This window comes from Streptomyces hoynatensis (assembly GCF_003626535.1).
Lineage (GTDB): Bacteria > Actinomycetota > Actinomycetes > Streptomycetales > Streptomycetaceae > Streptomyces > Streptomyces hoynatensis.
In genome coordinates this window covers 368,110-390,150 of the sequence record NZ_RBAL01000005.1, presented here as the reverse complement: position 1 = coordinate 390,150, position 22,041 = coordinate 368,110, and the positions used below count along the sequence as shown (strand labels likewise).

Sequence of the window (22,041 nt, the reverse complement as noted above, 5' to 3'; positions counted from 1 at the left end):
CGAACAGTACAAGAAAGTTCGACATGCCGGAAGCCCCGATCTACGATCCGTGTGTGACGGTGACGACGGACGGGATGCATCCCGATGTGAGCGAACTGCGGCTCGCCAAGGTGCTGGCCGCGCTCGGCGACGAGGGGCGGCTGACCACCGTGCAGGCCCTCGCGCGACTCGGCGAGTCGGACTGCACCCGGCTCCAGGCCGACGCCGGTCTGACGATGAGCCGGTCCACCTTCTCGCATCACCAGAAGGTGCTGCGCGAGGCGGGCATCCTGCGCGCGCGGGTCCAGGGTTCCCGGCGGTTCCTCACGCTGCGCAGGGACGACCTGAACGCCCGGTTTCCCGGGCTGCTCGACGCGATCCTCGCCTCACCCGCTTCGCGGTGAACGGGTCCCCGCGGGGGCGTCGCCGTGTCCTGCGGCTCCCCAGGGGGCGATCGTGAGCCGGCGCCAGGCGTGACCGTGCGCCCGGGGTTCCGCGGAACTCGTTCTTGACTTCGAGGTCAAGAATCTGCCAGTATCACGGCCATGGGAAGGCCCAAGCAGTTCGATCCGGATGTGGCCGTCGAGCAGGCGATGGAGGTGTTCTGGCGCAAGGGGTATGCCGGGACCACCCCGCAGGACCTGGTCGATGCGCTCGGGATCGGCAAGGGAAGCCTCTACCACGCGTTCGGCAGCAAGCACGCCCTGTTCGAGCAGGCGCTTCGCCGCTACCGCGACGGCCAGACCCGCGCCCTCGTCGAGATGCTGGACGAGCCGGGCCCGGTCAAGGCGCGGCTGCGCAGGACGCTCGGGCTCCTCGTGACGGAGGACCTCGCCGGCCCGGACCGGCGTGGCTGCATGGCGGTGAACGCCGCGGCGGAGGTGGCCGGGGTCGACGAGGCGGCGGCGGGGCTCGTCCGGCAGATGCTGGACGTGACCGAGGGGGCCTTCCGCGCACTGGTCGAGGAGGGGCAGCGTTCCGGGGAGATCGCCGCGGGGCGTGACGCCGCAGCCCTCGGCAGCCTGCTGACGAACACCGTCGTCGGCATGCGGATTCTGGCGCGCGTCGCCGACGGGCCGGATCGGCTGCATCGCGTCATCGACGCGGTGGTCGACTCTCTCTGACCCCTCGCGCTCCCCGCGGTTCCGGCGCCGCACCGGGGTCAGCCCTGCCCAAATTTTGTACCCGTAGGTCAAAAATTAGGAGTGTGTCGTTGTCATGAACCTCAACCTGACCGGCAAGGCCGTGGTCGTCACCGGGGCGAGCCGGGGCATCGGGCTCGCCACCGTCCGCACCCTGCGGGCCGAGGGCGCCCGCGTCCTCGGCGCCGCCCGCACCGTCACGCCCGAGCTGAAGGACACCGGGGCGCTCCCGGTCCCGGCCGACCTGAGCACGGCCGAGGGCGTCGCCGCGGTGATGGACGCCGCCCTGGCCGAGTTCGGCGGCATCGACCTGCTGGTGAACAACGTCGGGGGCGGGGACGACGTGCGGCCGGGCGGCTTCCTCGACACGGACGACAGGCAGTGGACCAGGGTCTTCGACCTCAACCTGCTCAGCGCCGTCCGCGCCGTCCGCGCGGCCCTGCCCAGCCTGATCGAGCGCCGCGGCGCGATCGTCAACGTCTCCTCCATCAACTCGCGGCTGCCCGCCGCGGGCCCGGTCGCCTACAGCGCGGCCAAGGCTGCGCTGGCCGCCCTGGGCAAGTCCCTTGCGGAGGAGTTCGGGCCGCGGGGGGTGCGCGTGAACACCGTCTCCCCCGGCGTGGTCCGCACCTCCATCTGGGAGGACCCCGAAGGCTTCGGCGCCCAGGTGGCGGCCGCGGCCGGCGTGGAGCACGCCGCGTTCCTGCGGCAGATCCCCGACGCGTTCGGCATCACCACCGGCCGCATCACCGAGCCCGACGAGGTGGCGGCCCTGGTCGCCTTCCTCCTGTCCGAGGTGGCGGGCAACATCACCGGCGCCGACTACGTCATCGACGGCGGCACGGTCAAGACGCTCTGAGCCGGGAGACGCGCCCGTGCGCCCCGGCCGGCCCCACCGCGGTCGGCCGGGGCGCACGGGCGCGTTGGCGTCCTGTGGCGTCGGCGGGTCCTGTGGCGTCGGCGGGCCCTGTGCCGTCGGCGGGCCGGCCGGAAGGGACTTGCCGGGACGGGCGGGCCGTGGCAGCATCTTAAGGCGACATAAGTTGTGTTAGTGGCCTTGGCTGCGCCGGTCCGTCCCGTTGGCTCGTCGCCCGGCGTTCGCCGGCCTGTCCCGTCAGGAGTGGAACGGTGCTCACCCGAAGCGTTCACCAGGTTCCGCGGCCCCTCGCGGCCGCCTCGTCACCGAACGCCCAGGAGCACCATGCCGACCCAGATCACCGCGCACACCGTCACCAAGTCCTACGGCGGCCGCATCGTCCTTGACGCCGTCACCTGCTCGCTCGCGGCCGGCGAGCGCACCGGAATCGTCGGCGAGAACGGCTCGGGCAAGAGCACGCTGCTGCGCCTGCTCGCCGGTCGGGAACGCCCCGACCAGGGCGAGATCGTCGTCCAGGCCGAGGGCGGCGTGGGCTACCTCTCCCAGGAGGACGACCTCCCGGCCGGGCTGACGGCGGGGGAGGTGATCGACCGCGCGCTGAGCGAGTTGCGCGCCCTCGAACGCAGGCTGCGCGCCCTGGAAGCCCTGCTCGCGGCGGGTGACGAGTCCCCGCTCGCCGCGTACGGCGAGCTGCAGACCGTCTTCGAGCTGCGGGGCGGCTACGAGGCGGACGCCAGGGTCGCCCGTGCGCTGCACGGCCTCGGCCTGCGCGGCTTGCCGCGGGAGCGGCCCGTGGACGCACTCTCCGGCGGTGAGCGGGTCAGGCTGCGGCTGGCCGCGCTGCTGGCCGCCGCCCCCGAGGTGCTGCTGCTCGACGAGCCGACGAACCACCTCGACGACGCGGCCACGGCCTGGCTGGAGGAGCATCTGCGGGCCCGCCGCGGCACCACGGTGGCCGTCTCCCACGACCGGGTCTTCCTCGACCGGGTCGCCACCGGCCTGCTCGAGGTGGACGGCGACCGCCGCACCGCCGCCCGTTACGGCGGGGGCTACGCCGGCTACCTGGCCGCCAAGGCCGCCGAGCGGCGCCGCTGGGCGGAGCGCTACGACGGCTGGCGGGCCGAACTCGCCAGGCAGCGGGAGGCCGCCGCCACCACGGCCCGCCGGGTTGCCCCGGGGCGCGGACCGCGCGACGGCAACAAGATGGCGTACGACCGGGCGGGCGGGCGCGTGCAGCAGTCGCTCGCCGGCCGGGTGCGCAACGCCGAGGAGCGCGTGCGCCGTCTGCTCGCCGCTCCGGTGCCGCCCCCGCCCGAGCCCCTGCGCTTCGCGCTCCCGGCCCACGCCGGGCCGCCCGCCGGGACCGTGCTGGAGGCGGCCGGCATCGGCCTCGCCGGGCGCCTCGCACCGGTGGACGTGAAGCTGGCGGCGGGCGAGCGACTGCTGGTCACCGGGCCCAACGGGGCCGGCAAGAGCACGCTGCTGCGGGTGCTCGCCGGCCAGCTGGCCGCGGACACCGGCCGGCTCGACCGCCGCGGACCGGCCGGCCACCTGGCCCAGGAGCCCGCGCCCGCCCGCCCGGGCGAGACGGTGCTCGACGCGTTCGCCCGCGGCCGGGCGGGAACTCCCCAGGAGCAGGCGGAGCGGCTGCTCGCGCTCGGCCTCTTCGCCGAGGACCGGCTGGAGACGCCCGTCGCGGGGCTCTCCACCGGGCAGCGGCGGCGCCTGGAGCTGGCGCGGCTGCTGAGTGCGCCGGCGCACACCCTGCTGCTCGACGAGCCGACCAACCACCTCTCCCCGGCGCTCGCCGAGCAACTGGAGGAGGCCATGCGGCACTTCCCCGGGGCCCTCGTCGTCGTGAGCCACGACCGCCGCCTGCGCCGCGGCTGGCGGGGCCCGGTGCTGGCGCTGCGCCCGGTCGCGGACGCGGCCCCGGGCCCGGTCGCGTTCCGGTAGGCGCCCGCCGTGTCCGCCGCGCCCGCGGCGGCCTCGCGGGCGCGGCGGGACGGCGAAGGCGGCGGGCGATCGGGGATTGTCAGTGCCGGGGGCTACCGTCGTGGACGTGGACGATCTGAGGACGACGGCCGGGGGCACGGCGAGTGCGGCACGCGGGGACCTGCGCCCGCCCGCGAGCGACGGGGACGAGCGGACGACGCTGCTCACCTGCCTCCGGTACCTGCGCGAGGCGGTCATAGCCAAGACCGCGGGGCTGACGGACGCGGCGGCCCGCGAGCCCGGCGTGCCCTCGGGCACCAGCCTCCTGTGGCTGGTCAAGCACCTGACGGCCGTGGAGGCCAACTGGTTCGAGTGGGCCTACGCGGGGGGCGCGGGCGAGCCGGCGGACGACGAGGCGCCGGTGGGGGAGCGGGAGACGGCGCGGGAGCTCGTGGCCGCCTACCGGGCGGCGGCCGAGCGCAGCGACCGCATCGTCGCCGCCTGCGAGGATCTCGGCCGGCCCGGGGCGCGTTCGCTGCGGGAGACGCCGCCGCCCACGCTGCGGTGGATACTCACGCACATGATCGAGGAGACGGCGCGGCACGCCGGGCACGCCGACATCCTGCGCGAGCGGCTGGACGGCGCGGTCGGCCGGTAGCGCGGTCCCTTCGCCCGGGGGGTGGTTCGGCCGAGGGGTGGTTCGGCCGGGGGGTCGCGGTGGGGCGTCCGGCGGCGGGTGGCCCGGTGCTCGGCGGGGCCGAGGCGCGGGGAGGCGGGTCCTGTGGGTTTGGACCTGCCGGTGTGCTCCCCATTGGATCTGTTCGCCGGTCCACCGCGGCAGCAGGGTGGGCCCATGGACACCACGACAGCCTCTGCCTCGCCTTCGCCCTCGCCCGCTTCCGCTCCCGCCGCGGCGCCGCCGTCCGCCCCGGTCCCCTCGTCCGGCGCCGCAGGAGGCGCGCGGAGCGCCGTCCCTGCCACGAGCCATGGCGCTTTCGGCGGCGCCGCCTATGTACACGGGTACTCGGGCGAGGAGACCGCGCGGCTGCGTGCCCAGGCGGACGTGCTCGCCGCGCTGCTGCACGACGGTCCCGGCTATCCGGCGGGCAGCAGGGTGCTCGAGGCGGGGTGCGGCGTCGGGGCGCAGACGATGCACCTGGTCGCCGCGAGCCCGGACGCACACGTCGTGGCCCTCGACCGCTCGGCCGCCTCCCTGGCCGAGGCCCGCGCCCGCCTGGCCGCGCACGCCCCGCACGCGCGCCTGGAGTTCCGCCAGGCCGACCTGTACGAACTTCCCTTCGCCGAGGGCGAGTTCGACCACGTCTTCGTGTGCTTCGTGCTGGAGCACCTGGCGGACCCGGTGGGTGCCCTGGCCGGCTTGCGGCGGGTGCTGCGGCCAGGAGGGACGATCACGGTCATCGAGGGCGACCACGGCTCGGCGTTCTTCCACCCCGCGAGCGAGCGGGCCACGGCGGCGATCGACTGCCTGGTCGCCCTGCAGGCGGCCGCGGGCGGGAACGGGCTGATCGGGCGCCGGGTGCAGCCCTTGCTCTCCGCGGCCGGGTTCGCCGAGGTGGAGGTGCGGCCGCGCACCGTCTACGCGGACGAGACCAGGCCGGAGCTCGTCGAGGGCTTCACCCGCAACACGTTCATCGGCATGGTGGAGGGCGTCCGGGAGGAGGCCGTGGCCGCGGGACTCAGCACCGCGGAGGAGTTCGCGCGCGGCCTCGACGACCTGCGGCTGACGGCCGGGCCCGGCGGAATCTTCCACTACACGTTCTTCAAGGGCCACGCGGTCAAGCCGGCCGCCCCCTCGGCCGGCCGGCGCGCCGCAGGCCGGGCGCGGTGATCGGCCTGTTGCCGGCCGCCGCGGGCCTGGTCCTCCTGGTGTGGGCGCTGGAGCGCAACCACCGCCGCGGGCGGTTCCCACTGGTGCCGCCCTACGGCGCCGCGGATCGGGTGGACCGGGACGCGGAGCGGGTGGCCGCCGAGTTGCGGGCGCTTCCCAACCCGCCGGGGCAGCCGGGGGCCGCCCCACCCGCGCAGCCCGTCGGCGCCGCGGGGGCCGCCGCCCCCACGGCCGCCCGGCGGCCCCGGCGCGGTGGGCGGCCTCGGCGCGGTGGGCGGCCTCGGCGCGGTGGGCGGCCTCGGCGCGGTGGGCGGCCTCGGTTCAGTGGGCGGCGTCGAGCAGCGCGCTGAGCCGGGCGGCGCCCGTGCGCTCCAGCCAGGCCCCGAAGTCCAGCAGGCCGGGGCGCAGGGCGCGCAACTCCTCGACGTCGACGAGCGCGTACCTGCCCTCGTTCAGCGACGCGATGCCGCGGGCCGCCTCCTCGCTGCGTGCCCGGATCGCCGCAAGCGGCAGCTGTGTGTACGGCACCTCGCGGCCGAGGGCCCGGCTGATCGCCGCGGCCTGCTCGACGGGCGTCAGGGTGTCGCCCGCCAGGGAGAGGGCGCGCCCGCGCCACCGCTCCGGTTCCGCGAAGGCGGCGGCGGCGAAGCCGGCGATGTCCTCCAGGGCGATCAGCTGCTGGCGCGTGCCGGGGGCGTACGGGGTCGCCAGCGCGCCCTCGCGCAGGCCCCAGACGGGGTGGGCGAGGTTCTCCATGAAGGAGGCCGGGCGCAGCACGGTGGCGGAGAGGCCGAGCGCGCGGATGCGCTCCTCGATCTCCGCCTTGGTGCGCAGCGTCGACAGCTCCGGGTTCTGGTCGGCGCCGAAGGCCGAGGCGTAGACGAGGTGCCCGGCGCCCGCGGCCAGGGCCGCCTCGGCGACGTTGACCCCGGCGCGGACCTCCTCGGCGGGGCCGTAACCGGGCGGCAGGCCCGGCATGCCCGGGGTCGGCTGGACGCTGAAGACGCCGTACGCCCCGCTCGCCGCCGCGTCGAGGGAGGCGCGGTCCAGCAGGTCGCCGGTGACCACCTCGGCGCCCGCCGCCGCCAGGGCCTTCGCGGCCGGGCCGTTCGCGTCGCGGGTCAGCGCCCGCACCCGCCAGCCGTCGGCGAGGAGCCTGGCCGCGGTGGCGCCGCCCTGCTGGCCGGTGGCGCCGGTGACCAGGATGGTCAGCTCGGCCCGCGCCTCCCGCGCGGCAACGCGTGGGAGGCCGTGCGGGGCCTGGCGGGGGAGGCTGCCCGGCGGGTCGCCGGGGAGGGCACAGGCGAAGGGGGCCTGGGGGCCTTGGGGGAGGGCGCCGCGGGGGTCGTTCATGGGATTCTCCGGGGACGAAGGGCCTACAATCGGAATTCGTGACCCGGTTAACGTACCGGAGCGTCCAACCCGTTTGTCAATGTGGGCCGGTCACGGGACGGGAGGGCAGGGCATGAGGGAGCACGGCTCGCCGCCGGCGAGGGCCGACGCAAGACGCAACCGGGCGCGGGTGCTGGAGGCGGCGCGGGCGGCGTTCGGGGCCGAGGGGAGGATGGTTCCGCTCGGCGAGATCGCGCGGCGGGCCGGGGTGGGCGCGGGCACCGTCTACCGGCATTTCCCCTCCAAGGAGGACCTGTTCGGGGCGGTGATCGCCGAGAGTGTCGAGCGGTGCGTCGCCGAGGCGCGCGAGCTGACGGCGGCGGCCGATCCGGGGGCCGCCTTCTTCGCCTTCCTCGAACGCGTGGTGGCGATGGCCGCGTTCAACCGCGCCCTGTGCGACGCCCTCGCCCGCGAGGCGCCGGGCCGAACCGCGGACGGCCCCGCGCCCGGGGCCAGGCGGGAGTTCGAGGCGGTGCTCGGGCGGCTGCTCGCCGGGGCGCAGGCCGCGGGGGCGGTCCGCCGTGACGTGGGCGCCGCCGAGGTGCGGCTGCTGGTGACCGGCTGCGCGGCGATGGAGCAGGGCCGCGGCGCCGCCGGCGCCCCCGGGCTGCTGACCGCGGTGATGTGCGACGGCCTGCGCCCCCGCCCTGCCGTAACGGAACCCCGTAACGAAACCGGGTCGGAGCGCGCCGGGCGTAACGAAACAGGCGCCGCTTCCCGCGACGAAACCCCGCGCTGCCCGATGTGCGGCCGCCCCCTGCCGGTGGCCAGGACGGGCCGCCCGGCGCGGTACTGCGGGGCGGCCTGCCGGCAGAAGGCACACCGGCGCAGGACCGGCGGCCGGGCGGCGGGCTGACCGGCGCCCGGGCGGGGGCGTCGGAGGTGGGGCGGGGCGAGCGGAGGCGGCCTGGCGGCGTGGGCCGCGGAGGGGCGCGCGGGTCAGGGCCGGCCGGCGCGCAGGGCCAGCAGTTCCGGGGCCAGCACCCGGACGGCGCCGCGTTCCGTCGCCACCAGCCCCTCCCGCCGCAGCCGGGACAGGGCCCGGTTCACCGTGACGCGGGTGGTGCCGAGCAGGTCGGCCACCCCCTGCTGGCCGCCCGGCAGCCCGACCCGGCCGTCGGCGCCCGCCTCGGCCAGCAGCCAGGCGGCGAGCCGCGCCACGACCGGGAGGGTCGCGGTGGCGGCGAACCGTTCCTGCTGTCGCCGCGCCCCCGCCGCGAGAACCCGCAGCACATGGCCGCGGACGGCGGGCACGTCCTCGGCCATGGCGAGGAACTCCGCCCGCGGCACCGGCAGGACGACGCAGGGGGTGACGGCGGTGAGCGTGGCCGTGTGCCCGCGCCCGTCGATCAGGGCCACCTTGTCCAGCGCGCACGGCGCGGCGAACTCGCCGAAGCGCAGCACCCGCCCGCCCGCGGTGGTCGCGGTGGCGGCCACCCGCCCGGACAGCAGGCACAGCAGGTGCGTGGCCGGCTCCCCGGCGTGCCGCAGCACCCGGCCCGCCGGATGGCGGCGCGGCGCGGCGCGGTCGCCCAGCGCGCGCAGCCGCTCCTCGGGCAACGCGGCCAGGAGGGGAACGGCCCTGAGTGAAGCGAGTGATACAGACGCGGCCACCCGGCCGACCGTACCGTCCGGCGCATGCTGATCCTCGAACTCGCCTTCACCGCGGCCCCCGAGCGGCTGGCCGCCCGCCCCGCGCACCGCGAGGTGCTGGCCCGCCTTCACGAGGAGGGGCGGCTGACGGCCGCCGGCCCCTTCGCCGACGACTCCGGGGCCGTGCTCCTCTTTCCCCTCGAACGCCCGGAGCTGGAGCGCGTCATGGCGGACGACCCCTACTACCGCACGCCCGGCGTGGAGGTGGTGGGCATCCGCGAGTGGCGTCCGGTGGTCGGGCCCTGAGCACCGGGGCGTGAAGCGCCGTGCCCCGGGCGCCGTGCGCGCCGGGGCGCGGTGCAGGCTGGGGGCGTGAAGACACTGGTGATAGGCGCCACGGGCGTCATCGGGCGGGCCGTCTCGGCCGCGCTCGAAGAGGCGGGGCACGAGGTGGTACGCGCCTCGCGGCGCGGCGGGGTTCGGGTGGACATCGCCGACCCCGACTCGGTGGCCGCGCTGCTCGCCTCCCTGCCGGGGCTTGGGGCGGTGGTGTGCTGCGCGGCGAGCGGGAACCTGACCCGGCTGACCGAGGGGACCGACGCGGAGTACCTGACGGGGCTCGAAGGAAAGCTGCTCGGGCAGGTGCGGCTGGTCAGGCAGGCCATCGGCCACCTCGGCACGGGGGGTTCGATCACGCTGACCGGCGGCGTGTTCGAGGAGCCGACCCCGGGCGGCTCGTTCGGCGCGCTGGTCAACGCGGGCCTTGAGGCCTTCGCCGCGGCGGCGGCCGTCGACCTGCCGGACGGGCCGCGGGTGAACGTGGTCAGCCCGGGCTGGGTGTCCGAGACGCTGGAGGCGATGGGCCGCGACGGCGCGGCGGGCACGCCCGCGCGCGACGTGGCGCGCGCCTACCTCGCGGCCGTGACCGGCACGTACACCGGCCGGGTCCTCCGCCCCACGCGTGCGTAGCGCCGGCGCCGACCCCGCCCCCGGCCGGGCCCGGCCCTGGGCCCGCGTCGGGCCGCCGGGCGGGGGGCGTCCGCCTCGCGGCCGGCCCGCCGGGGCCGGGAGGGGCGGGTACTAGACTGCCCGCGGCCCGCGGGGGGCCACACGGGAGGACCGGGAACGCATGGCCATACGCAAGGAAACGATGCGCGCGCAGGTCGCGGAGGCCATCGCCCAGGTCAACCCGCAGGACCGGCCGATCGTCACGATGCAGACGGTCACCGGGCCGAGCCCCTGGCTGCTCAGCGCCGTCAGCGCGCTGGCCCTGCTCCTGGTGGACTACTACTTCGTGACGCTCACCGAGCAGGCCGTGGTCTTTCACCGGGCGAGCCGGGCCAGCAACCGGCCCAAGGAGCTGGCGTTCGTGCTGCCGCGGCAGCAGGTGCCCGGGCTGATCACGGACGCCAGGCGCGGCACCCTCTGGAGCTCCTTCCGGCTGCTGATCCCCGGCCACACCCGGCCCACCCGCTTCAACGTCCACCGGTGGTGGCGCAACGAGCTGGACATGTTCTTCCCGGCGCTGACCGCGCCCCCGGGAGCGTTCGGCGTGCCGGGCGCGCCCGGCATGGCGCAGGGGGCGTACGCGCCGGGCGCGCCCGGCATGCAGAACCCGCCCTATGCGCCGGGGCCGCCCTACGCGCCAGGACCGGCCGGCGCGCCGGGTACCGCGCCCGCGCCCGGGCAGGCTCCCGCGCCCGGGCAGGCTCCCCCGCCCGCGCCCGGTGCGTACGGGCAGGCGGCGGCCTACCCGCCGGGGACCCCGTACCCGCCGGCGGCGCCGTACCCGCACGGGCCCGCGGGCGCTCCCGGTGCCGGACACCAGCCCGGCGCCCCGGTCGACCAGGGCGGGCAGGGCGGGCAGGGCGGCCAGGGGCCGTGGCAGCACCCGCAGCGGCCCGCCGACCCGCCGAGGTGACGGCCTCCGCCGGGGAGGGCGCGCGAAGTCCCGGCCACGCGCCGGGCAGTGAGCCGGGCCGGCCGAACGCCCCGGGGCCCGGCCGCGGCGCGGGCCGCGCACGGGCCCTGGCCCTGCGGGTCGCGGCGCGTTACGGCGTGCCGGCGGACGAGGTGGTGCTCGCGCCGGCGCAGGGCGCGGCGTCCGTCGTCCACCTGCTCGGCCGCGACTTGGTGCTGAAGGCGGCCCTGGCGGATGCGCCCGGCCCCGCGGCCGACCTGTGCAAGGAGGCCGCGGTCATCCCGCACGTCAGGGACCTGGGCGTGCCCACCCCCGAACTGCTCGAACTGGGCGAGCCCGCGGGCGCCGCCCCCTACCTGGTGCTGCGCCGCGCCCCGGGCGTGAGCCCGGGCGAGGAGCCGGGCCCGCGCCTGCACCGCTCCCTCGGCCGGGCGCTGGCGCGGCTGCACGGCGCGGCGGCGAGCCCGCCCGCCGCCGTGCCGGCCGACGCGCAGGAGGACCCGCGCCCCGGCGTCGAGCGGCTCGCCGCGGACGGCTACCTGAGCGCCGGGCTGGCCCGCTGGCTGATCGGCTGGTTCGGCGCATTGGCCGCCAGGCTTCCCGCCGCGCCGCCGCGGCCGGTCCTGATCCACGGGGACGTGTCCGCGGGGAATCTGCTGGCCGAACCCGGCACCGGCGAGCTGACGGCCCTGCTCGACTGGGGCGACGCGGCCCTGGCCGACCCCGCGGTGGAGTTCGCGAAGGTGCCGCCGCGGGCCGTCCCCGAGGTGCTCGCCGGGTACCTCGGCGAGGGCGGCGGCGAAGAGCGGCGGCAGTGGCTCGACCGGGTGCTGTGGCACCACCTCGGCTGGGCCCTGGCGAGGCTGCCCACCCCGCCCGAGCCGCGGCTCGCGCACTGGAGCGCGCAGCCGGGCAACCGCCTGCTCGAACTGCTCCGCTGCTACGCCGAGGGGCCCGACGCGGGCTGGATGAGGTCCCAGAGGTTGCCGTAGCGGTCGGCGAAGACGGCGACCCTGCCGTACGGTTCCTCGCGCGGCGCCCGCGTGAAGGTCACCCCGGCCGCGCTCAGCCGGGCGTGATCGGCCGCGAAGTCGTCGGTGTACAGGAAGAAGCCGACCCGGCCGCCCGTCTGGTCGCCCACCCTGGCGCGCTGTTCCTGGCCCGCGGCGCGGGCCAGCAGCAGCCCGGTTTCGGCGTCGGGGTCCGGCGCGACGACGACCCACCGCTTGCCGGGCTTGCCCTCCTCGGCCAGGGGCGTGTCGCACCGCAGCGCGAAGCCGAGCACCCCGGTGTAGTAGGCGATGGCCTCGTCGTAGTCGGGCACGACGAGCGTGAGAAGACCCAGATGGCGCATTCCGGCAGCGTGCCATGCTTGCGGTGTGTACGAGGAACGTCCGGCGCTCGCGCCCGAACTCGGCGGCGCCGTGGTGTGGCGCACCGAGGCGGTGGGCAGCGGCCGGGTGCTGCCCGACGGCTGCATGGACCTGATCTGGGCGGACGGGGCGCTGCTCGTCGCAGGCCCGGACACCGGGCCGCTCCTGATGGAGAGCGGACCGCGCGTGCGCCGGTTCGCGGGGGTGCGGTTCGCGCCGGGGGACGGGCCGGACGTGTTCGGGGTGCCGGCGCACGAGCTGACCGATCTGCGGGTGCCGCTGGCGGCGCTGTGGCCCCGGCGGCGGGTCCTGGAGCTGACCGAACGGGTCGCCGCGGCGGCCGACCCGGGGGCGGCGCTCGAGGCGGTGGCCGCGCCCCGGCTGCGGGCGGCGGGGCCGCGGGAGCCGTGGCGGGTCGCCGCGGTCGCGGCGCTGCGCGCGGGGCGCGGGGTCGGGGAGACGGCGGCGCGCCTCGGCCTGAGCGAGCGGCAGCTGCGCCGGCGCAGCCTGGCGGCCTTCGGCTACGGCCCGAAGACCCTCGCCCGGGTGCTGCGGCTGCAGCGCGCGCTGCGCCTCAGCCGGAGCGGTGTGCCGGGCGCCGAGACGGCGGCGCGCGCCGGGTATGCCGACCAGGCGCATCTGGCCCGCGAGGTGCGGGCCCTGACGGGCCTGCCGCTGTCCCTGCTCCTGGCCACCGGGCACGGGGCGGGCGCGGGCACCGGGGAGGGCTGAGGGCCGCCGGTCCCGGCCCGCCGGAACCGCCGGGCGCCGGGCCGCAGTCCTCCCGGGCGGGCGGAGTTCCGCGGGGAGTGGTGGGGGAACGCATGAGCGACACGGTGGGCAGGTTCGTCGGCCGGGGGCCGGACGGGCGGGAGCACGTGGTGCGGGTGGAGGTGCGCGGGAGGGCGCAGTTGGTGGCGTGCGAAACCTGCGGGTGGCGCAGCAACACCCCGCTCGCGCCCCGGCGCGTGGCCCTTCGGCACCTGTCCGGCTCGCACGCGGTGGCGTCCGCGGAGCGGGAACGCACCCCGGCGTTCTGGTTCAGGACCGGGCTCAGCGCCCTGCTGGTGGCGGCCATCCTGCTCTTCGCCGCGGTCCGCGGGGCGGGCGGCTGAGCGCCGAGGACGCCGGGGACCGGGCCGGACCGGGCCGCACCGACCGGATGGGACGGGGCCGGACCGGAGCCGAACGAAGTTTCACTCGCCCTCCCTGTGGTCGTGGCCCACGGCCCCTGAGCACGGGGAGAAGAGCGCGAGCGAGGCTGTGGACGACCGGATGCAGGTGAGGTGCCTGAAGCAACTCGGCTCGGTTCCGGCCAGGGGGCCGGGGGCCGGCCGGTCAGGGGGCGAGTGGGGCGAAGAGGTCGACCGCGTTGCCGTCGGGGTCGAGGACGATGGCGTAGCGCTGCCCCCAGAACGCGTCCCAGGGCGCCTTCTCGCCCGCGTACCCGGCCTGCGTGAGCTCCGTGTACAACTCGTCGACCTCGGCGGGTCCCTCGCAGAGGAAGGCGAGGCCGATGCGCCGGCCTCCCTGCCCCGGGTGCCATTCGGGGTGGAAGCTCCGGACGGTCTCCGCGGTGTCCCAGGCGATGCGCAGCCCGCCCGGCAGCACGGCCTCGACGTGCGGCTGGCTCTCCGCCCCGGCCGGGATGTCGAGGCCGAGCCGCCGGTAGAACGCGAACGAGGCCGCCATGTCGTCGGTGATCAGCCCAATGAGGTCGAGTCGTGGTGTCATGCTCCGCAGACTAGGCACGCCGGGGAACGCCACGCTTGAACAAATCGGCCGTACGAACGACGGCCCCGCCCGCGGTCCGCGCCCTACGCCTGCCGCTCCAGCGCGTTGACCCGCCGCAGCAACTCGCCCGAGGCCTGGATCGAGATGTTCAGCAGGGGCGTCACGGTCTTGCCGATCACCTCGCGCACGGTGCTGTGGACGGTCTCGACCACCCGCGCGTCCACGCCCCGGGTGGCGCGCTCCACCTCCTCGGCAACCTGCCTGCCGATCCACTCGGCGAGGCTGTGGATAAAGTTGTCCACAGGGGCGGCGGCCGTCGGGCGGTGCCCCTCCTCCTCCGCGTCGAGCAGGTAGGTACGCACCTGACGTGCGACGTTGCTCTCCCGCAGCAGCGTCGCCACGTTGAGAACGGTGCGCCGGGAGAAGAGCGCGAGCGAGGCTGTGGATGACTGGATGCAGGTGAGTTGCTTGAAGTAACTCAGCTCGGTTCCGGTCAGGACCCGGTAGCCGTTGGCCTCCACCTCCTCCCTGTGGTCGTGGATCAGGGCCCTGATCGCGTTCACCTCCACCTCGAAGTAGTCCGCGACCATCCGGGTCGTCACGTGGGTGCCGTCCGGCAGCAGTACCAGGGCCTTCACCCTGTCGAGCGCCTGCACCCGGTCCGCCACGCGGGCCCGCAGCCCCCGCGATTCCAGCAGGTCGGTCTCGTGGACACGCATCCTGCATCCTCCCCCTTCTCCGCCGTGTCCGGCGTTCCTCGTGTCGTTCGCTTCACTTCGTTCTCGCTCCGCCCTGATCGGGCTTCGCGGCCGGCACCGGTGGTCCACGGGTGCGGCCGGCGTGTGCAGACCCTGTGTGGGCCTACGCCAATCGGGTTAACGAGGGCGAGTCGGTGAAGACACGAGCGAAATCCGCGAATGTATCCGATGCGGACCGCGGGGGCGCGCGTGGGGGGTGCTCACTCCGTCCAGGGCACCTGCCGCACCTCTCCGGTGGCGGTGACCGTGGCCAGGCAGTGGTTGGCCATGCAGACCACGACCTCGGCCGCCTCCTCCCCGGTGCGTATCTGCCGCGGCTCGCCGGCGGGGAGGATCGCGGCCTGGCCGGGCGCCACGCTGCGGTCCTCCCCGTCCACCTCGATGGTGAGCGTGCCGGACAGCGGCAGCCAGACCTGCTCGCGGTCCACCGAGTGCAGCGGGCCGCGGCTGTGCGCGGGCATGTGCACGGTCCACGCACTGACCTCGGAGGTGCCGCGGCTCGGGGTGGCCAGGCTGGTCATCGCGCCGGTGGCGGTGGTGAAGACGTCGGCCTCGCCTGGGGTGTTCACGCGCATCGCGCTTCCTCCATGTGTCAAGTTGCTTTACATGCTCTTCGCGGACGAGTAAAGCACGTTGACTCGCGTATGTCACCATGGGCGGATGCCCCACGAAGAGGACCCGCTGGCGCGAGCGGAGCTGACCTACCTGCTCGGCATGGGATTCCAGCTGCTGGTCGCCGAGTTCACCGCCCGGGTCGCCGAGCACGGGTACGGCGACCTGCGCCCCGTGCACGGCCTGGCCTTCCAGGCGCTGTGGCCCGGCGGGGCCACGGCCACCGAGCTGGCGGGGCGGCTCGGGGTCACCAAGCAGGCGGCGGGGCAGTTGGTGGACGACCTCGAACGGCGCGGCTACGTGCGCCGCCAGGCGCATCCCGAGGGCGGCAGGCGCAAGCTGGTGGTGCTCACCGAGGCCGCGCACGCCCACCTCCAGGTGGCGGGCCGGACGCTGCACGCCCTGGAGGCCGAGCTGGCCGGCCGGCTGCCGGGCACGGACCTGGGATCGCTGCGCCGGGAACTCGCCCGTCTGGTGCGGGAGTTGGGTGGCGAGGACCTGCCGCCGCTGCGGCCGGTGTGGTGAGGAGGCCGCGCCGGGGGCGCGGCCGGCGCCCGCGGGGGCTCAGCCCAGGGCGACCGAATAGGGCGCGAACCTCCGGGAGACGTCGCCGGGGATGTCGGGGGCGCCCAGCACCATGAGCGTGCAGCGGCTGCTGTCGCCGAGCCCGTTGGCGCGCAGCCAGGCGGCAAGGCCCGGGTGCCGGTCGTCGGCGTCGAACCGCAGCGGCGGCGGGGCCTGCCGGGCGAGGGCCGCGAGCAGCTGCCTGGCGGTCGGCTCGTCCTCGGCGAGCAGGGGCCCGACGACGGTCGAGGTCGGGTTGGGCCAGGAGGCGGCGAAGCCGGTCAGGCTCCCGTCGGCCGCCCGCGCCACGAGCAACTGCGCGGCGAAGGAGGGCAGCCGGGCCAGCAGGCCCGTCCGGTCGGCGCCGAAGATCGGCAGGTCGTAGGCGAGGATGTCGGGCAGGTCGGCCGCGGTCGCCGGGCGTACGACGGCGCCGGCCGGGAGCGCGCCGGGCGGCTGCGCGCCGGTGAACGCGCCGCGCAGGGTGGTGAGGGCCCCCACCGGCTTGAAGCCCAGCTCCTCGTAGAGCGGCCTGCCGAGTTCGGTGGCGGTGAGGAAGGCGGCGGCGGTCCCGCACTCGGCGAGCACGTGCCGCATCAGGCGGCGGCCGAGCCCGCGGCGCCCGTGGCGGCGGGCGACGAGGACCATGCTGAGACAGCGGTAGTCCGCCCCGTAGGGGGTGGCGACGACGGTGGCGATGAGCCCCCCGTGCGGGTCGCCGGGCGGGGCGGCCACCCCGTAGCCCTGGCCCGCACTCAGCAGCAGCCGCCACTTGTGCTCCTCGCGGCCCCAGCCGCGGTCGTCCGCGAGGTCGAGGCAGGCCGTGAGGTCTTCGGGGCCGAGGCGGCGCACGGGGAGCGCGCCGAGGTCGGGCGTCGGGGGCGCCACCCGCCCAGCCTGACGGAAGCGCGGCCCGCTCCGCGAGTGGATTTCGCGGTGCGGGACGCCCTGGCCCGCTCCCGTTCGCGCCGCCCGCGCCGGGTGAGGCCCCAGGGCTTCAGCACGGATATCGCGGTGAGGAAGACGTACAGGGCGAGCGCCACGCTCGGCGGCACGATCAGGTCGACGGGCTCCGGCACCTCCCGCCCGCCGGCCGCGGCGGAGGCCGCGCCGTCGATGGTGGGGCGCAGCGCGAGGACGGAGGCGGTGGCCGCGGCGAGGGTCAGCCAGAACTTGGCGTAGACCCAGCGGTGGCGGGCCAGGCCCCAGGGGGTGCCGAGGGAGCAGACCAGCCCCGTCACCAGGGTGAGCAGGGCGAGCGGGGGCAGCAGCCAGTCGCCGAAGACCTTCATCGAGCGGTAGGCGGCCTCGGCCGCCGCCGGCGAGCCCGTGGTGGCCCCGGTGACGGCGAGCGCGAGCAGGCACAGGGTCAGTCCGAGCCAGCCGACGGACACGACGAGGTGCGCGATCAGGAAGCCCCGGCGGGCGGGGCGGGAGAGCTGTCTCATGCCCTCCACGCTCCCGTGCGGGGCGGCCGGCGGCGTCTCCCCCGGGGAGTATCCGCAGGTACTCGCATCCGAGTAGCCGCCCCGGGGCGCCGCGGTGGCCCGCGCGGCGACCAGGGGACACCCGGCGGGACCCGCGGCAGTGACCTGGCGCCGGGGGCGGGCGGGGGGTAAGGGTGGCCGCCATGACGGAATCCAACGCAGAGCTGCTGCCCGCCACGCGCCGCGCCCTCGACCACCGGCTGGCGCTCGCGCAGTCCGAGGGGCGCGTGCCTTCGGCAGTGGCCGCCGTGGCGCGCGAGGGGCGCGTGGTCTGGAGCGGGGGGCGCGGCGAACTCCCGGCGGGCGCGCGCCCCGAGGAGGTGCAGTACCGCATCGGCTCGCTCACCAAGACAATGACCGCGGTCCTCGTCATGCGGCTGCGGGACGAGGGGCGCGTGGATCTCGCCGATCCGCTCGGCGCCCACCTCGACGTCCCGCACGGCGGCGAGGCCACCCTCTTCCAGCTGCTCTCCCACACCGGGGGCCTGGCCGCCGAGGCGCGCGGGCCGTGGTGGGAGCGCACGCCTGGCGAACTGCGCCCCGAACTGCCGGACATCTTCGGCGAGCAGCCGCAAAAGCACCACCCGGGGCGGCGCTACCACTACTCCAACCCCGGGTACGCCCTGCTCGGCGCGCTGGTGGAACGGCTGCGCGGGGAGCCGTGGTTCACGGTGCTGCGGCGCGAGGTGCTCGAACCGCTCGGCATGCGGCGCACCACCGCGCTCCCGGCCGCCCCGCACGCCGAGGGCTGGGCGGTGCACCCCTATGCGGACGTCCGGCAGCGCGAGCCACTCGTGGACACCGGCCGGATGGCCCCGGCCGGCCAGCTCTGGTCGACGGCGGCCGACCTGGCCCTGTTCGCCGCCTTCCTCGCGGACGCGGACGACGCGGCGGGGACCGGGGCGCGCTCCGGGGCGCACGAGGCGATCCTCGGCGCGGCCACCCGCGCGGAGATGCGCCGGCCCGCCGCCCCGCCCGAGGCCGGCGCCTGGGACTCGTCCTACGGCCTCGGCGTCCAGCTGGCCCGCCGGCCGGACGGCCGGGTGCTCGCCGGGCACGGCGGCTCCATGCCCGGCTTCGTCGCCAACCTGTGGACCAGCGGGGCCGACCGGCTCGCCGCCGTCGCCCTCGCCAACGCCACCAGCGGCCTCGGCGGCGTGCCCGCGGCCGAACTGCTGGAGCTGGTGGCCGCGCACGAGCCGGCGCCGCCCGAGCCCTGGCGGCCGATGCCCGCCGACGACGCCGATCCGGCGCTGCTCGCACTGGCCGGAGCCTGGTACTGGGGGACGGTCCCCTACCTGCTGCGCGTGCACGCCGGGCGCATGCTGACGCTCACTCCCGCCGCGGGCGCCGGCGTCCGCGCCTCCCGGTTCCTGCCGTGCGCGGCGGGCGGCTGGCGCGGCCTCGACGGCTACTTCGCCGGGGAGGCGCTGCGCGCGGTGACGGCAGGCGAGGGCCGGGTGACGCACCTGGACCTGGGCACCTACGTCTTCACCAGGGAGCCCTACGATCCGGCCGCGCCCCTGCCGGGCGGGGCCGACCCGGAGGGCTGGCGCTGAGCCGCCACGGCGCCCGGGCCACCGAGGCGCGCGCTCCGGCGTGCGCCTCCCGCGGGCGGCCCGTCAGCCGCGGGCGGCCTGTGCCGCATGGGCGGACCGTTCGCCCACGTGCGTCACGTACGTCACAGGCGCCGCGTACGGACCGCGCGTCACGTACGTCACAGGCGCCGCGTGCGGACCGCGCGCCGCGTGCGTCACGGGCGGACGGGCACTCGCGGGCGCCGGGGCGTGCATCGGCGGGGCACGCCCCGGCGCGCGCAGCCCAGGCCGGGCGCCCGGCTACAGCTGCATCTTGAAGCCCACGTGCGTCGCCGCGAAACCGAGCCGCTCGTAGAAGCGGTGGGCGTCCTTGCGCGTCGCATCCGAGGTCAGCTGCACCAGCGCGCACCCCTGCCGCCGCGCCTCCTCGACGGCGAGCCGGATCAGCCGGCCGCCGATCCCGGCGCCGCGCTCCTCCGAGCGGACCCGCACCGCCTCGATCAGCGCCCGCGAGGCGCCCCTGCGGGAGAGCCCGTGCAGGATCGCGAGCTGGAGCGTGCCGACCGTCCTGCCGTCCCGCTCGGCCACCAGGAGGTGCTGGTTCGGATCGGCCGCGATGCGTTCGAAAGCCGCCAGATATGGCGCCGGATCGGCCGGATTCTCGCGGGTCGCCCCCAGCACGTCGTCGGCCAGCATTGCCACGATCTCGGGAACGTCTGCCACAGTGGCCTTACGCAGGGCGATTTCCATGACGCCCATTCTAAGAACGGCCGGGAATCCGGCGAAAATTTGGGCTAAAGCGTGTGAACTTCTCGTTCCCGGCCGGGGCTTGTGTCTCGTCCGTATAACGGTAGGGTCGGGTGCGCACCAGGCGGCGGAAGCCGCTCAGTTTAGACGGTGCAGGGGGCTCGATGGCCGGGTTTCCGGTCAACCACCCGCTCCGGGTGGGCGCGCGGCTACGGTGCGCCACCGGAGTTGATCGAGGCGAGGCAGGTCATGACCGCGATATCGGCCGGTGACGGCGCCACCACCAGGGGAGACGGGAATGGAACCGGACCCGGGAGGGGGCAGCCTTCGCGGGACGCGTTGCTGATCAGAAGCACGCTGGCGGAGATCGAGCCGATCTCGGACCAGGTGACGTCCTACTTCTACGCCCTGCTGTTTCTGAACAATCCCGGGCTGCGCGACATGTTTCCGGCCGCGATGGACTCCCAGCGCGACCGGCTGTTCGGGGCATTGCTGGTGGCCGCCGAGCACATCGACGACACCCTGGCGCTGACCGAGTATCTGTCCAACCTCGGCCGCGGGCACCGGAAATACGGCACCAGGCCCGAGCACTACCCCGCCCTGGGCGAGGCCCTCATGTCCGCGCTCGAACGGTACGCCATCCGCGCCTGGGGGCCCGAGACCGAGGGCGCCTGGGTGCGCGCGTACACCGCGATCTCGCAGACGATGATCGACGCGGCGGCCGACGACGAACTCCGCTCCCCGCCCTGGTGGAACGCCGAGATCGTCAAGCACGAGCGCCGCACCAACGACGTCGCGGTGATCACCCTGCGCACCGACCAGCCCTACCCGTTCCGGGCCGGTCAGTACGCGAGCGTCGAGACGCCCTGGTGGCCCCGCGTGTGGCGCAACTACTCCTTCGCCTGCTCGCCGCGCCCCGACGGCCTGCTCGCCTTCCACGTCAAGGCGATCCCCGCCGGCTGGGTCTCCCGCGCCCTGGTGCACCACGCGCGGCCGGGCGACGTCGTCAGGATCGGCCCGCCGAACGGCTCGATGACCGTGGACCACTCCTCGGCCCGCGGCCTGGTGTGCGTCGGCGGCAGCACCGGCATCGCGCCGATCAAGGCGCTGGTGGAGGACGTCGCCCAGCACGGCGGGCGGCGGCCCGTCGAGGTGTTCTTCGGCGCCAACCGCGACGCCGAGCTGTACGACCTGGACTCCTTCCTCGACCTGGAACGGCGCCTGCCCTGGCTCTCGGTGCGCCCGGTCGTCGCGGAGCGCGCGACGCTCGGCGAGCCGGGGCTGCTGCCGGAGGCGGTCCGGCACTACGGACCCTGGCGGGAGTGCGAGGGCTACCTGTCCGGGCCGCCACAGATGATCCGCAAGAGCGTGGACGCCCTGGTGTCCGCCGGCATCCCGCCCGAGCGGATTCGTCACGACTTCATGGGAACGCTGGTCGCCTCGGGAAAGTAAGAAGTGAAGTAACGGTATGACAGGAATGCCTGGAACAGACGGGACACTCGACGGGCCCTACGCGCCTTCGCCGGACGGGCGCCGGCACCTCCCCGGCAGCGACGGGGAGCACGCCCTCCAGCGGAGCCTGGGCACCGAGCAGCGAGCCGAGCGTTTCTACGAGCAGCAGGTGCTCGACCATCTCAACGAGCGCATGCGGGAGTTCGTGGGCCGCCAGGAGATGTTCTTCCTGGCCACGTCCGATCGGCACGGCGAGTGCGACAACAGCTTCCGGGCCGGCCCGCCCGGCTTCCTCCAGGTGCTCGATCCGCGGGTGCTGGCCTACCCGGAGTACCGCGGCAACGGCGTGCACGCCTCCCTCGGCAACATCTCGGAGAACCCGCACGCCGGCCTGCTCCTGCTCGACTTCGAGCGGGCCCGCATCGGCCTGCACGTCAACGGCCGCGCCCGCATCGTGAGCGACGCCGAGCTGCGCGCGCAGTACCCGGGCCTGCCCGAGGAGACCCCCTCGGGCCGCCGGTTCGAGCTCTGGGTGCGGATCGACGTCGAGGAGGCGTACATCCACTGCGCCAAGCACATACCGCAGATGGTGAAGGCGCCGCGCGGCACCCCGCGGGACTGGGGCACCGACGACTACCGGCGCAAGGGCGGCGACTTCTTCGGCGCGGCGCGCGAGCAGCAGGCCCGGCGTGCCCAGGAGCAGAACCGGCCTCCGGCGGCGCCCGCGCTGCCTTCCGTACCCCCGGCGCCCCCGGCGCCCGCCGCGCCGCCCGTGCCTGCCGCGCCGCCCGTGCCCGCCGCGCCCCCGGCGCACCTCGTGCCTCCGGCGGCCCCCGCGCCCCTGGCGACGCCCGCTCCCCCGGCAGCGCCCGCGCTCCCCGCCGCGCCCCCGGCGCCACCCGTCCCGGTGGGACAGGAGCTCACCCCGGCGCGCGCCGAGGCGCGGCCCGCCCTGCCCGCGCCGCCGCCGGACGTCCAGCTCTGGCGCGAGGAGGCGAGGCGCGCGCTGGAGCGCGCCGAGCGCGCCGGCAGCGGCGGGGGCGGCTGGTTCGGCTAGGCCGGGCCGGCCGGGCCGGGGCGGGCGGGCC

Annotated in this window: 25 protein-coding genes and 1 pseudogene; 17 read left to right on the top strand and 9 right to left on the bottom strand. The window is 76.2% G+C overall.

From position 1 onward, the window contains the following. Positions 1 to 53: 53 nt before the first annotated feature. From D7294_RS12125 to D7294_RS12100, 6 genes are all read left to right on the top strand, one after another. Positions 54 to 383, top strand: coding sequence for an ArsR/SmtB family transcription factor (locus D7294_RS12125; RefSeq protein ID WP_120678600.1), 330 nt, complete (start codon positions 54 to 56; stop codon positions 381 to 383). 141 nt (positions 384 to 524) lie between these two features. Then, positions 525 to 1,103, top strand: coding sequence for a TetR/AcrR family transcriptional regulator (locus tag D7294_RS12120; RefSeq protein ID WP_120678598.1), 579 nt, complete (start codon positions 525 to 527; stop codon positions 1,101 to 1,103). Between the two features lie 94 nt (positions 1,104 to 1,197). Beyond that, complete coding sequence (locus tag D7294_RS12115) at positions 1,198 to 1,980, top strand: oxidoreductase (protein ID WP_120678597.1); 783 nt, start codon at positions 1,198 to 1,200, stop codon at positions 1,978 to 1,980. Positions 1,981 to 2,322: 342 nt separating this feature from the next. Continuing rightward, on the top strand, positions 2,323 to 3,954 hold the full coding sequence (gene abc-f / locus D7294_RS12110) for a ribosomal protection-like ABC-F family protein (protein WP_120678595.1): 1,632 nt from the start codon (positions 2,323 to 2,325) through the stop codon (positions 3,952 to 3,954). Positions 3,955 to 4,060: 106 nt separating this feature from the next. Then, entirely contained in the window at positions 4,061 to 4,591 is a 531-nt protein-coding gene (locus D7294_RS12105; protein WP_241562287.1) for a DinB family protein, read from the top strand. 195 nt (positions 4,592 to 4,786) lie between these two features. Next, a complete protein-coding gene (locus tag D7294_RS12100; protein ID WP_120678593.1) occupies positions 4,787 to 5,782 on the top strand; it encodes a methyltransferase domain-containing protein in 996 nt (331 codons plus the stop codon). A 321-nt stretch (positions 5,783 to 6,103) separates the two neighbouring features. Here D7294_RS12100 and D7294_RS12095 read toward each other — a convergent pair whose 3' ends face one another. Further along, positions 6,104 to 7,135, bottom strand: coding sequence for an NmrA family NAD(P)-binding protein (locus tag D7294_RS12095; protein WP_120678591.1), 1,032 nt, complete (start codon positions 7,133 to 7,135; stop codon positions 6,104 to 6,106). A 112-nt stretch (positions 7,136 to 7,247) separates the two neighbouring features. On the opposite strand from D7294_RS12095, the gene D7294_RS12090 reads away from it, so the two are divergent. Then, positions 7,248 to 8,030: a TetR/AcrR family transcriptional regulator gene (locus D7294_RS12090; RefSeq protein ID WP_120678589.1), complete on the top strand. Its 783-nt coding sequence runs from the start codon at positions 7,248 to 7,250 to the stop codon at positions 8,028 to 8,030. Positions 8,031 to 8,113: 83 nt separating this feature from the next. Here D7294_RS12090 and D7294_RS12085 read toward each other — a convergent pair whose 3' ends face one another. Beyond that, on the bottom strand, positions 8,114 to 8,788 hold the full coding sequence (locus tag D7294_RS12085) for a Crp/Fnr family transcriptional regulator (RefSeq protein WP_120678587.1): 675 nt from the start codon (positions 8,786 to 8,788) through the stop codon (positions 8,114 to 8,116). A 24-nt stretch (positions 8,789 to 8,812) separates the two neighbouring features. Here D7294_RS12085 and D7294_RS12080 point away from each other — a divergent pair, with 24 nt between their 5' ends. The 4 genes from D7294_RS12080 (at position 8,813) to D7294_RS12060 (ending at position 11,680) form a co-directional block, all read left to right on the top strand. Further along, on the top strand, positions 8,813 to 9,073 hold the full coding sequence (locus tag D7294_RS12080) for a YciI family protein (RefSeq protein ID WP_120678585.1): 261 nt from the start codon (positions 8,813 to 8,815) through the stop codon (positions 9,071 to 9,073). Between the two features lie 66 nt (positions 9,074 to 9,139). Next, the gene (locus D7294_RS12075; protein ID WP_120678583.1) at positions 9,140 to 9,736 is read left to right on the top strand and encodes a short chain dehydrogenase; all 597 of its coding nucleotides are present in this window, start codon (positions 9,140 to 9,142) and stop codon (positions 9,734 to 9,736) included. 160 nt (positions 9,737 to 9,896) lie between these two features. Continuing rightward, complete coding sequence (locus D7294_RS31900; protein WP_158674613.1) at positions 9,897 to 10,688, top strand: hypothetical protein; 792 nt, start codon at positions 9,897 to 9,899, stop codon at positions 10,686 to 10,688. Further along, entirely contained in the window at positions 10,649 to 11,680 is a 1,032-nt protein-coding gene (locus tag D7294_RS12060; RefSeq protein WP_120678579.1) for a phosphotransferase family protein, read from the top strand. Before D7294_RS31900 ends, D7294_RS12060 begins: the two co-directional genes overlap by 40 nt. Here the strand turns inward: D7294_RS12060 and D7294_RS12055 are convergent. Further along, complete coding sequence (locus D7294_RS12055; RefSeq protein ID WP_120678577.1) at positions 11,629 to 12,042, bottom strand: VOC family protein; 414 nt, start codon at positions 12,040 to 12,042, stop codon at positions 11,629 to 11,631. The two genes, D7294_RS12060 and D7294_RS12055, sit on opposite strands and share 52 nt — an antisense overlap. 25 nt (positions 12,043 to 12,067) lie before the next feature. Between D7294_RS12055 and D7294_RS12050 the strand changes: the two genes are divergently transcribed. Next, on the top strand, positions 12,068 to 12,793 hold the full coding sequence (locus tag D7294_RS12050; protein WP_120678575.1) for a helix-turn-helix domain-containing protein: 726 nt from the start codon (positions 12,068 to 12,070) through the stop codon (positions 12,791 to 12,793). 92 nt (positions 12,794 to 12,885) lie between these two features. Beyond that, the gene (locus tag D7294_RS12045; RefSeq protein WP_147450823.1) at positions 12,886 to 13,176 is read left to right on the top strand and encodes a hypothetical protein; all 291 of its coding nucleotides are present in this window, start codon (positions 12,886 to 12,888) and stop codon (positions 13,174 to 13,176) included. A gap of 223 nt (positions 13,177 to 13,399) precedes the next feature. Here D7294_RS12045 and D7294_RS12040 read toward each other — a convergent pair whose 3' ends face one another. From D7294_RS12040 to D7294_RS12030, 3 genes are all read right to left on the bottom strand, one after another. Next, positions 13,400 to 13,795: a VOC family protein gene (locus D7294_RS12040; RefSeq protein ID WP_120678572.1), complete on the bottom strand. Its 396-nt coding sequence runs from the start codon at positions 13,793 to 13,795 to the stop codon at positions 13,400 to 13,402. A gap of 83 nt (positions 13,796 to 13,878) precedes the next feature. Then, positions 13,879 to 14,514, bottom strand: a complete 636-nt coding sequence (locus D7294_RS12035; protein ID WP_120678570.1) for a restriction endonuclease — start codon at positions 14,512 to 14,514, stop codon at positions 13,879 to 13,881. 239 nt (positions 14,515 to 14,753) lie between these two features. After that, positions 14,754 to 15,128 (bottom strand): cupin domain-containing protein, encoded by a 375-nt coding sequence (locus D7294_RS12030; RefSeq protein ID WP_120678567.1) that lies wholly within the window; start codon positions 15,126 to 15,128, stop codon positions 14,754 to 14,756. An 85-nt stretch (positions 15,129 to 15,213) separates the two neighbouring features. On the opposite strand from D7294_RS12030, the gene D7294_RS12025 reads away from it, so the two are divergent. Further along, positions 15,214 to 15,690, top strand: coding sequence for a MarR family winged helix-turn-helix transcriptional regulator (locus D7294_RS12025; protein ID WP_206619497.1), 477 nt, complete (start codon positions 15,214 to 15,216; stop codon positions 15,688 to 15,690). 39 nt (positions 15,691 to 15,729) lie between these two features. On the opposite strand, the gene D7294_RS12020 is transcribed toward D7294_RS12025, so the two are convergent. Further along, positions 15,730 to 16,617, bottom strand: a complete 888-nt coding sequence (locus tag D7294_RS12020) for a GNAT family N-acetyltransferase (protein WP_120678565.1) — start codon at positions 16,615 to 16,617, stop codon at positions 15,730 to 15,732. 32 nt (positions 16,618 to 16,649) lie between these two features. Beyond that, positions 16,650 to 17,177: pseudogene (locus tag D7294_RS12015) on the bottom strand (DUF2269 domain-containing protein); the annotation flags it as partial. 182 nt (positions 17,178 to 17,359) lie between these two features. On the opposite strand from D7294_RS12015, the gene D7294_RS12010 reads away from it, so the two are divergent. Continuing rightward, entirely contained in the window at positions 17,360 to 18,775 is a 1,416-nt protein-coding gene (locus D7294_RS12010; RefSeq protein ID WP_120678563.1) for a serine hydrolase domain-containing protein, read from the top strand. 279 nt (positions 18,776 to 19,054) lie between these two features. Here D7294_RS12010 and D7294_RS12005 read toward each other — a convergent pair whose 3' ends face one another. Continuing rightward, positions 19,055 to 19,513, bottom strand: coding sequence for a GNAT family N-acetyltransferase (locus D7294_RS12005; RefSeq protein ID WP_120678561.1), 459 nt, complete (start codon positions 19,511 to 19,513; stop codon positions 19,055 to 19,057). Between the two features lie 237 nt (positions 19,514 to 19,750). Here D7294_RS12005 and D7294_RS12000 point away from each other — a divergent pair, with 237 nt between their 5' ends. Both D7294_RS12000 and D7294_RS11995 read left to right on the top strand, forming a co-directional pair. Then, positions 19,751 to 20,953: a globin domain-containing protein gene (locus D7294_RS12000; RefSeq protein WP_120678559.1), complete on the top strand. Its 1,203-nt coding sequence runs from the start codon at positions 19,751 to 19,753 to the stop codon at positions 20,951 to 20,953. Positions 20,954 to 20,978: 25 nt separating this feature from the next. After that, positions 20,979 to 22,010 (top strand): pyridoxamine 5'-phosphate oxidase family protein, encoded by a 1,032-nt coding sequence (locus D7294_RS11995; protein WP_241562286.1) that lies wholly within the window; start codon positions 20,979 to 20,981, stop codon positions 22,008 to 22,010. Positions 22,011 to 22,041 lie beyond the last annotated feature (31 nt).

Excerpts from the sequence above, each read along its gene's own strand:
- D7294_RS12040 (WP_120678572.1), bottom strand. The coding sequence starts at position 13,795 with ATGACACCACGACTCGACCTCATTGGGCTGATCACCGACGACATGGCG.
- D7294_RS12005 (WP_120678561.1), bottom strand. The coding sequence starts at position 19,513 with ATGGGCGTCATGGAAATCGCCCTGCGTAAGGCCACTGTGGCAGACGTT.
- D7294_RS12120 (WP_120678598.1), top strand. The coding sequence starts at position 525 with ATGGGAAGGCCCAAGCAGTTCGATCCGGATGTGGCCGTCGAGCAGGCG.
- D7294_RS12080 (WP_120678585.1), top strand. The coding sequence starts at position 8,813 with ATGCTGATCCTCGAACTCGCCTTCACCGCGGCCCCCGAGCGGCTGGCC.
- D7294_RS12000 (WP_120678559.1), top strand. The coding sequence starts at position 19,751 with ATGACCGCGATATCGGCCGGTGACGGCGCCACCACCAGGGGAGACGGG.
- D7294_RS12055 (WP_120678577.1), bottom strand. The coding sequence starts at position 12,042 with ATGCGCCATCTGGGTCTTCTCACGCTCGTCGTGCCCGACTACGACGAG.
- D7294_RS12030 (WP_120678567.1), bottom strand. The coding sequence starts at position 15,128 with ATGCGCGTGAACACCCCAGGCGAGGCCGACGTCTTCACCACCGCCACC.
- D7294_RS12025 (WP_206619497.1), top strand. The coding sequence starts at position 15,214 with ATGCCCCACGAAGAGGACCCGCTGGCGCGAGCGGAGCTGACCTACCTG.
- D7294_RS31900 (WP_158674613.1), top strand. The coding sequence starts at position 9,897 with ATGGCCATACGCAAGGAAACGATGCGCGCGCAGGTCGCGGAGGCCATC.
- D7294_RS12035 (WP_120678570.1), bottom strand. The coding sequence starts at position 14,514 with ATGCGTGTCCACGAGACCGACCTGCTGGAATCGCGGGGGCTGCGGGCC.
- D7294_RS12100 (WP_120678593.1), top strand. The coding sequence starts at position 4,787 with ATGGACACCACGACAGCCTCTGCCTCGCCTTCGCCCTCGCCCGCTTCC.
- D7294_RS12115 (WP_120678597.1), top strand. The coding sequence starts at position 1,198 with ATGAACCTCAACCTGACCGGCAAGGCCGTGGTCGTCACCGGGGCGAGC.
- D7294_RS11995 (WP_241562286.1), top strand. The coding sequence starts at position 20,979 with ATGCCTGGAACAGACGGGACACTCGACGGGCCCTACGCGCCTTCGCCG.
- D7294_RS12095 (WP_120678591.1), bottom strand. The coding sequence starts at position 7,135 with ATGAACGACCCCCGCGGCGCCCTCCCCCAAGGCCCCCAGGCCCCCTTC.
- D7294_RS12010 (WP_120678563.1), top strand. The coding sequence starts at position 17,360 with ATGACGGAATCCAACGCAGAGCTGCTGCCCGCCACGCGCCGCGCCCTC.
- D7294_RS12045 (WP_147450823.1), top strand. The coding sequence starts at position 12,886 with ATGAGCGACACGGTGGGCAGGTTCGTCGGCCGGGGGCCGGACGGGCGG.
- D7294_RS12090 (WP_120678589.1), top strand. The coding sequence starts at position 7,248 with ATGAGGGAGCACGGCTCGCCGCCGGCGAGGGCCGACGCAAGACGCAAC.
- abc-f (WP_120678595.1), top strand. The coding sequence starts at position 2,323 with ATGCCGACCCAGATCACCGCGCACACCGTCACCAAGTCCTACGGCGGC.